Below are 8,309 nucleotides of genomic sequence, written 5' to 3'. Positions count from 1 at the left end.
TGTAGTGGCATCCACCGGTCGAGTGCCGTGCTCGATCACAGTCGGGTGGCCGGCCAGATGGCTGCGGCCGCGGCAACGACGAGCCCTGCGTTGAGTGCGATCCGGCGGTCTTCGCCAATCAGATGGACGGCGGTCGCACCGGTCTGCAGGAGTACGAAGCCGACGGCTGCGGCCACGGCCAGCGAGGGAGCGATGCCAGTAAGCGGCGGCAGGATCAGGCCGGTCGCGCCGAGAATCTCGACCGTCCCCAGTGCCCTGAGGGCAGGCAGGGGTATGCGGTCGACCCAGGTCATCATCGGCCGGAGTTGATCGCGGCTGCGGATCACCTTGAGCGTGCCTGCGTAGAGGTAGAAAACGGCGAGCAGTCCGGCGACGATCCAGTAGGCGATGTTCATGGTTTCCGTTCATGGGCCACCGGTTCACGGGACCCGTCTATCGCGTCGATTTCCACAAGAGCCCTGAAGAGCTCTGGTGAAGGCCCGGCGACCGGGCCGTGCCATCGGCATCAGGTGGGGTCGGGGGCGGGCTCGGTCGCGTAGCGGCTCATCGCGTCGATGTTGGCCTGTGGCGTCAGCGGCCGCCCGTCGGCGAGTACTTCCTGGAGGTCCCGGAAGTACTGCACGTACAGGTCGGGGGTGAATGTGCTGAGCATGACGGCGGGTTGGTCGGTCAGGTTGGCGAAGGTGTGCGGGGTACCGGGTGGCACCATCACGAGCGTGCCCGTGACGGCGTCGTGTTCCTCGTCCCCGACTGTGAACCGCACGGTGCCGGACAGGATGTAGAAGCCCTCGTCGTGTCGGGCGTGCCGGTGTTGCGGCGGTCCCTGGGTGTGCGGGGCGAGGACGGACTCGGCGATCGCGAGGCGGTGCCCGGTGTGGCTGCCGTCCTCCAGAACCCGCATGCGCGTGGTACCCAGAACGATCATCTCGCCGCCGCCGGGACCCGTCACCGATACAGCGGGGCGGGTCTGCGGCTCGCTTGTCTTCTCTTCTTCGGTCATGCCCACGAGTTCACCGCCGGGGCTCCAGGGCTGTCCAAGACCTGTCCGGCAGCGCCGATACCTCGTGGGTATTGTTGCAGCGTGGAGCTACGGACCTTGCGCTATTTCGTGGCGGTCGCCGAGGAACTCCACTTCGGCCGGGCCGCCACCCGGCTGCACATGAGTCAGCCGCCGCTGAGCCGGGCGATCAAGCAGTTGGAGGCCGATGTCGGGGCCCTGCTCTTCGCCCGCTCGCCTGCCGGCGTCACGCCCACTCCGGTGGGCGCGGTGCTCCTCGACGAGGCGCGGGCCCTGCTCGACCATGCCGACCGTGTCCGGGTACGCGTGAGCGCGGCAGCCGGTGCCGCGACCATCGCCATCGGCATCCTGGGCGACGGCACCGACCCGGGAGTGGCCAAGCTGGCTGCCGCCTATCGCCGACACCACCCCGGCGTCGAAATCCGCATCCGCGACACCGATCTGACCGACCCGACCTGCGGGCTGCGCGCCGGACTGGTTGACGTCGCGCTGACTCGGGCGCCGTTCGACGAGACTGCCCTGACAGTGCGTGCGCTGCGGACCGATCCGGTCGGCGTGGTCCTGCGCGCCGACGATCCGCTGGCCTGCCGCGACGGGCTGCGGCTGGCCGACCTGTGCGACCGCCGCTGGTTCCAGTTCCCGCAGGGCACCGACCCTGTCTGGCAGTCGTACTGGAACGGCGGCAGGCCGCGCGAGGGCCCAGTGGTGCGCGCCGTCCAGGAATGCCTGCAGGCCGTGCTGTGGAACGGCACGGTCGGTCTGGCCCCACTCGGCCACGACCTGCCCGCGGAGCTCGCCGTGGTGCCGCTGATCGACATGCCACCGAGCCGAGTGGTGGCGGTGTGGAACGAGGGTGACACCAACCCGTTGATCCGATCCTTCATCGAGATCGCGACAACCGCGTACCGCCGCTGAGCACCGGCAAGCGGTGCGGCTGCGGCTCGATCGTCCGGCCGGAATGCGGCGTGGCCGACAGTACGAGGCGGAACTCGTTCGCTACCTGCGTGCATGAGGTGCATTCCAGCTGAACGGTTCAGGCTTCGATCCTGACCGCTCCCGAGTGCCCGCCGGACAGATGAGCGGAGGAATCGGTTCCGCCAACCGGCCGGTCCGCGCGGCGTCTCACGGCCCAAGTGGGCGGTATATAAGCTCAGTTGCGTCGCGAGCTTATGCGATCATGAGCGGCGCTTTCCGGCAGCTCGCCGGACTCTCCCTTTTCGATTGCAGAGGACCATGAAGCCCACCGCTTTCGTCCGTGCCCAGCACGGCCTGCTTGTTCTTGCCGCCTCCCTCGGTCTCGTCTTCGGCCTCTCGGCCGCTCCGGCTCAGGCCACGTCGTCCGTCTACTACGCATCCACCGTGACTGTCCGTGCGAACCACTCCGGCATGTGTCTTGAGGTGGCGGACTGGAGCACGGCGAACGGCGCGGCCGTCCGCCAGTGGCCCTGCACCGGTGGCGCCAACCAGCAATGGCATCGCTACTACTCGCCGGACGCGCCCGTCGGGTCGTACTACTACGTGAACGCCAACAGCGGTAAATGTCTGGAGATCGGCGGCTGGGCGCGCAACAACGGTGCGGCCGCCAACCAGTGGGACTGCCACTACGGCCTCAACCAGCTCTTCTACGGCAACGACATTCTCGCCACGGACTACACGTACGTCCAGAACAAGTGCCTGGAGATAGCCGACTGGAGCACGCAGGCAGGCGCCCCCGCGCGACTGTGGACGTGCCACTACGGCGCCAACCAGTCCTTCAGCATCACGAGCGTGTGAACCCTTGGGTGGGCGCCGGGCACGTACCCGACGCCCGCCCGTTCACGCTGAGGGACAGTCCGCCGCGGTCAGATCGGCTGTGAGGATGCCGTCGGTCGCCGGTCCGAAGGGGCCCAGCCGCGTTTCCCGTGGCTGCAAAGCGCTGCTGAGCGACAGACGCTCTCGAAGCCCACCTACATGGCCAGCACCGTCGGCTGATCATGGGCACTCAACACGGGCCCACACGCAGTGAAGGCCCGGTGGAACCGGGCCTTCACGTCTGAGTAGCGGGGACAGGATTTGAACCTGCGACCTCTGGGTTATGAGCCCAGCGAGCTACCGAGCTGCTCCACCCCGCGTCGGTACGGTGAACAGTACGGCACCGATCCGGATCGGCCCAATCGACGAAATTTCCCCGCGGGCGCGGGGGTGTTCCGAAGGTCGGCGAACTCGTGCGCGAGTCGGCTGTTCCACGATGCCTGAGCTGCCGACCCGACCGCGCTGGACGGGGTCACGTGACCCGTGGGGGTGTCTCGGCCCCAGGGTGTCTCAGGCGGCGCAGCTTCCATGGACGAGACGTGACGGGCGTCGCGGCCACGTGTCGCAGCGGCGGCGGCCGCTCAGAGGTGGTCGTCCAGGAACTTCCGTACCTCGGTGATGGTCATGGGCCCCGTGCCGTGCGCCACCGCCTCTCCCTCCTTCAGGAGGACGCAGGAGGGGGCTCCGGTGATTCCGTATCGCTCGGTTGCGGCCGGACAACGCGTGATGTCGGCGCGGACGGCCGTCAGGCGGCCCGCGTACTCGTCGGCGATGCCACCCACGACGACGTCCATCACCCGGCAGGGCTCGATCGCCTTGGGCCATGTCCCGGTGAAGTACGCGAGGACCGGAACTCCGCTCATCCCGAGGATGAAATCGAACTCCGCATCCTCACGGGGTCGGTGAACCCGCTTCGCCATGGAAACTCCTGACCTCACGTTCCGTCGTTCCACCCCCATCATCCCTCGCGCGGTGCGCGAGGCCGGCCCGGTCGGTCGCCGGAAGGGGGCACGAGGCCGTCGCCGTCGCAGAATCACGTTGGTCCCCTGCGCGAGCGGTCTGGCCCCCCACCCCTGGTGATCCGGCCCGGCCGCCATGCCGGTCACCCAGCTGCAGCCCGGCGCGCATCGTCCACACCGGATCCAGTCGAAACGTATCCGCCACCGTGCTTCTCGGAGACAGCGCCCCGACCGGACTGCTCGCGGACGTCGGCGTGGACGGTCGGAGTGGTCGAAGTACACGTCAGCTGACCCGAAGACCGACCGCCAGTGTCAGTTCAAGGACCCGCTGTGGCGATGCGAGATCCGGAAACAGCTCCCGCAGCTGCGACATCCGGTACCGGACTGTCTGGGGATGGACGAACAACGCCGCCGCCACCTCGTCCCGCCTGCCCTGGTGCAGCAGCCACGCCCGCAATGTCTCCTCCAGCCGCCGTGCGGTCGCGGCGGACAAGGTCCCCAACGGTGCGAGGGCTCGGGCACGCAGGTCCGCGAAGGCGTCCGCGTCAGCGGTCAGCACCAGCTCGGGCAGGTGGTCCTCGGTGTCGCGAATGTCAGCGGAGAGGGAGCGCGCGCGTACGGCTCGCGCGTACGAGGCGGACGCACGAGTCCATGGCCGGGCCGGGCCGACCACGGCGGTGCGGTCGGTCAGCCGCCGCAAGAGGTGTGGTCGGTCGGCATCAGGGACGAGCAGCACACCGGTGGCGTCCGGCAGATCGTCGAGGACGAGGGTGCTCGGGTCGAGCGCGCGGTAGGCGGGCCGGGCCTGGGCGGCGGGCAGCAGGACCGCAGTCAGCGAAACCGGAGGCTGCCACCCGGCCCGTTGCACGGAGGCCCGCAGCACGTCCGGGCTCGCGCCGGCGAGGAGGTCACGGGCCAGGTGTTCCAGGTGGCGCTCGTGGGCCCTGCCCCGGGCAGCCAGTTCGTCGGCGTGGCCCGCGGCGCTCGCCGCGGAGAGCTCGTCGATGTAGGCGAAGGTCAGCTCGGCGAACTTGGCGACCTCGGCGGCGGGCAGACCCGCGGGTACGGCACCCGCTGCCAGGCATCGCCAGGCCACGCGGGCGCCGACGCGGTAGGCGCCGAGCAGGGCGTCCATCGAACGGCCGTCGCGCACCTCGCCGCGGCCCAGCTCGTAGGCCGCGTCACCGGCGTCGCCGCCTGTGGCGTTCCCACTCGCGAGGTCCAGGTAGTGCCCCAGGGCGGTGCGGACGGCTCGGCGGATGGTGCCGCCCATGCGGCCCGAAAGGGCGTTGGCGTAGGGAGGGACCTCGTCGATGATCGCCTGGACGATCTCGTCGGCGGTGGTCTTCAGCGCGGCCCGAAGTGCGGTGACCGTCGTCTCATCCAAGGCCAGTTCGCTGGCCCTCCGGATTGCATGGCTCACGTTTTTGTTCCCTACGAACAATTCGGCCGACCAGATTTACGTCCTGCGGTCAGGACTTTACGCCTTGAGGCACAGCAAGCTGGAGTCATGACGAGTGCAGCCCTCCGCAGCAGGGCGTGGAAACTGCTGGAGATGGTCACGACGCCGCTGTTGCCGTCGGACTACCTCGACCTGGTCAGCCCGCTGCGTGCGGGCGCTGACCTGCGTGGGCGCATCGAGGCCGTGCACCCCGAGACGGGTGACGCCGCGACCGTCGTGATCAGGCCGGGACGGGGCTGGCGCGGCCACACAGCCGGTCAGTACGTGCGGATCGGGGTCGACGTCGACGGGGTGCGCCTGTGGCGTGCCTACTCCATCACCTCGCCGACGAACCGCCGGGACGGCCGCGTCACGATCACCGTGAAGGCGATCCCGGACGGCAAGGTCAGCAACCACCTGGTCCGCAGGGCCAAGCCGGGCACACTGATCCAGCTCGACCAGCCGACCGGTGACTTCGTGCTGCCGCGGGCCAAGCCCGCCAAGGTGCTCTACCTCACGGCAGGCAGCGGCATCACGCCCGTGATGGGCATGCTGCGCGACACCGAGTTCGACGACGTCGTCATGGTCCACTGCGCGCCACAGCCGCAAGACGTGATCTTCCGCAACGAACTGCACGACCTGGTCGCGGACGAGAAGCTGCGGCTCACCGAGGTGCACACCGACACGGACGGCATGCTCGACATCGCCCGTCTCGACGAACTCGTGCCCGACTGGGCCGAGCGCGAGACCTGGGCCTGCGGGCCCGCGGGCCTGCTCGACGCCGCCGAAGCGCACTGGACCGAGTACGGCGTACAAGAGCGCCTGCACACCGAACGTTTCCGCCCCAGCATCGTCGTGGCCGGCGACGGCGGCGAGGTCACGTTCAGCGCCACCGGCAAGACCGTCGACGCGGACGGAGCCACGCCGTTGCTGGACATCGGCGAGGAGGCGGGCGTGCTCATGCCCTCCGGGTGCCGCATGGGCATCTGCTTCGGCTGCATCACGCCGCTCAAGGCGGGCGCCGTCCGCGACCTGCGTACCGGCGAGATCACCGAGGCCGAGCCGGGCGTCCTCATCCAGACCTGCGTGTCCGCCGCGGCGGGCCCCTGCGACATCGAACGGTAGGAGCACCTTGACCGCCATCGACCCCACCGCCCACCTGACCGCGGAGCAGATCGAGGAGCTCGGCCGCGAGCTGGACGCGATCCGCGACGAGGTGATCGCCGGCCGCGGCGAGAAGGACGCCGCCTACATCCGTAAGGTCATCTCGGCGCAGCGCAAGCTCGAGCTGGCCAGCAGGGGCGTGCTGCTGTTCTCGTTCTTCCCGCCGGCGTGGCTGCTCGGCACCGCCGGTCTGTCCGTGGCGAAGATCATGGACAACATGGAGATCGGCCACAACATCCTGCACGGCCAGTGGGACTGGATGCGGGACCCGAAGATCCACTCCACCACCTGGGACTGGGACCACGTCTCGCCGGCCGAACAGTGGAAGCACTCGCACAACGAGCTGCACCACACGTACACCAACGTGATCGGCAAGGACAACGACCTCGGCTACGGCATCATGCGCGTCGACGAGGACCAGAAGTGGCACCCGATCCACCTCGGCCAGCCGCTGTGGAACTTCATCAACGCCTGCTTCTTCGAGTACGGCATCGCAGCGTACGACCTGGAGCTCGGCAAGAACCTGGACAAGCGCCGCCGCAGGAACCCGGAGTTCCGCGCGCGGGCCAAGGCCGTGGGCCGCAAGATCCGCAAGCAGGTGCTCAAGGACTACGTGATCCACCCGCTGCTGTCGGGCCCGTCGTTCCTCACCACGCTCGGCGCCACGTTCACCGCGAACCTGGTCCGCAACATCTGGTCCCACTCGGTGATCATGTGCGGGCACTTCCCCGAGGGCGTGCAGGTCTTCGAGCGCCGGTCGATCGAGGGCGAGACGCGCGGCCAGTGGTACCTGCGCCAGATGATGGGCTCGGCGAACATCAGCGGCAGCAGGGCCATGCATTTCATGACCGGCAACCTGTCGCACCAGATCGAGCACCACCTGTTCCCGGACCTGCCGAGCAACCGGTACGCCGAGGTCGCGGTGAAGGTGCGCGCGCTGTTCGAAAAGTACGAGCTGGAGTACGTCACCGGGCCACTGCCCAAGCAGGTGTTCTCCGCGTGGCACAAGGTCTTCCGGCTCTCGCTGCCGAACAAGAAGCCCAAGGTCAAGACGCCGGACCGCGAACAGCAGCTCGTCGCGGCCTGATTTCCGGTATTGGTTCAGATCGTCCTGCCGTACCGGTGGCACCGCCGGGTTCGGTGAGATCCGTTACGGACGGTGGGCGGCCGCGCCATCAGAAGTGGGGTGCGCACGCGCACTCGGTTTGCCGACGGGCGGGCGGTGAGCCGAAGCAGGGCAGGTGGATCATTGCCATCTCCCGGGTGCAGGGGCGGACGGTGGAGTCGGAAGTGCTGCTCGAAGTCACGACTCCCAGTCTTCGGAGTGGTGTTGCACAGCACCTGTACATGACTTGCTCAGACTCACCGGCCGTCGCCTACGCCTCGAAGTGGAGCTCCGTGTACACCAGGTGGAGGCCGACGTCCACCTGCGTCAGTACCAGCCGACGATAATGCACGCCAAGATCATCACAGTGGACTCGGTGGCCGCTCGCGCCAGTCCGTTCGCCGTCATCGTGCGCACGTACCATCCGGTGCGGCGCCTGAGAAGACCCGCTGCTTCGCCAGCCGTAGCAGCGGTGCGAAGTCGCTTCCGGTCGTCCGGGTGCCGGACGCGTCCGGCGGCGACGGTGTGCCGCCGAGGGTGATGACGCCGGCTTGAGCCATGTCCTTCTCCAATGTCTCGCCGAGAGACTGCTCCGACCCGGAGAAACGTACGGAGTCGGCGGTACGCGCGGCCATGGGAAGACCATCCGGACGGGACGGGGGTAGTCCCGGTGCCGCAGGGTGGGGCCAGCACCAGTTCCATCGTCAACGCGCTCTGCGACGATCTGCGGTGAATTCGCTGCGGCCTCCGCGCCAAGAGCCGCCTCGACCATGCCGAGCTCCGCAGCCCGGGCGAGCACCGGCCGCAGCCGACCGGTAAGCCAGGTCACGG

At 68.6% G+C, this 8,309-nt stretch carries 9 protein-coding genes and 1 tRNA gene; 4 read left to right on the top strand and 6 right to left on the bottom strand.

Annotated elements, in window-relative coordinates; all coding sequences use genetic code 11:
- Positions 1-35: 35 nt before the first annotated feature.
- Together ACIPK3_RS25520 and ACIPK3_RS25515 are read right to left on the bottom strand one after the other, a co-directional pair.
- A complete protein-coding gene (locus tag ACIPK3_RS25520) occupies positions 36-395 on the bottom strand; it encodes a DoxX family protein (RefSeq protein WP_402573171.1) in 360 nt (119 codons plus the stop codon).
- A gap of 110 nt (positions 396-505) precedes the next feature.
- The gene (locus ACIPK3_RS25515; protein WP_402573169.1) at positions 506-1,000 is read right to left on the bottom strand and encodes a cupin domain-containing protein; all 495 of its coding nucleotides are present in this window, start codon (positions 998-1,000) and stop codon (positions 506-508) included.
- An 81-nt stretch (positions 1,001-1,081) separates the two neighbouring features.
- Between ACIPK3_RS25515 and ACIPK3_RS25510 the strand changes: the two genes are divergently transcribed.
- Both ACIPK3_RS25510 and ACIPK3_RS25505 read left to right on the top strand, forming a co-directional pair.
- The gene (locus tag ACIPK3_RS25510) at positions 1,082-1,933 is read left to right on the top strand and encodes a LysR family transcriptional regulator (RefSeq protein WP_402573167.1); all 852 of its coding nucleotides are present in this window, start codon (positions 1,082-1,084) and stop codon (positions 1,931-1,933) included.
- 318 nt (positions 1,934-2,251) lie between these two features.
- Positions 2,252-2,791: an RICIN domain-containing protein gene (locus tag ACIPK3_RS25505; protein WP_402573165.1), complete on the top strand. Its 540-nt coding sequence runs from the start codon at positions 2,252-2,254 to the stop codon at positions 2,789-2,791.
- 264 nt (positions 2,792-3,055) lie between these two features.
- Here the strand turns inward: ACIPK3_RS25505 and ACIPK3_RS25500 are convergent.
- The 3 genes from ACIPK3_RS25500 to ACIPK3_RS25490 form a co-directional block, all read right to left on the bottom strand.
- A tRNA-Met gene (locus tag ACIPK3_RS25500) sits at positions 3,056-3,129 on the bottom strand.
- A gap of 261 nt (positions 3,130-3,390) precedes the next feature.
- Positions 3,391-3,729: a thioredoxin family protein gene (locus tag ACIPK3_RS25495; protein ID WP_402573164.1), complete on the bottom strand. Its 339-nt coding sequence runs from the start codon at positions 3,727-3,729 to the stop codon at positions 3,391-3,393.
- A 322-nt stretch (positions 3,730-4,051) separates the two neighbouring features.
- A complete protein-coding gene (locus tag ACIPK3_RS25490) occupies positions 4,052-5,191 on the bottom strand; it encodes a PucR family transcriptional regulator (RefSeq protein WP_402573162.1) in 1,140 nt (379 codons plus the stop codon).
- An 87-nt stretch (positions 5,192-5,278) separates the two neighbouring features.
- Between ACIPK3_RS25490 and ACIPK3_RS25485 the strand changes: the two genes are divergently transcribed.
- Together ACIPK3_RS25485 and ACIPK3_RS25480 are read left to right on the top strand one after the other, a co-directional pair.
- Positions 5,279-6,334 (top strand): ferredoxin reductase, encoded by a 1,056-nt coding sequence (locus ACIPK3_RS25485; protein ID WP_402573160.1) that lies wholly within the window; start codon positions 5,279-5,281, stop codon positions 6,332-6,334.
- A gap of 7 nt (positions 6,335-6,341) precedes the next feature.
- The gene (locus ACIPK3_RS25480; protein WP_402573158.1) at positions 6,342-7,460 is read left to right on the top strand and encodes a fatty acid desaturase family protein; all 1,119 of its coding nucleotides are present in this window, start codon (positions 6,342-6,344) and stop codon (positions 7,458-7,460) included.
- 422 nt (positions 7,461-7,882) lie between these two features.
- Here the strand turns inward: ACIPK3_RS25480 and ACIPK3_RS25475 are convergent, their stop codons facing one another.
- Positions 7,883-8,113: a hypothetical protein gene (locus tag ACIPK3_RS25475; RefSeq protein WP_402573323.1), complete on the bottom strand. Its 231-nt coding sequence runs from the start codon at positions 8,111-8,113 to the stop codon at positions 7,883-7,885.
- Positions 8,114-8,309: the final 196 nt, after the last annotated feature.

Source organism: Streptomyces sp. NPDC086787, assembly GCF_044745865.1.
In the GTDB taxonomy this organism is placed as follows: Bacteria; Actinomycetota; Actinomycetes; order Streptomycetales; family Streptomycetaceae; genus Streptomyces.
This window is presented reverse-complemented; position numbering and strand designations above follow the sequence as displayed.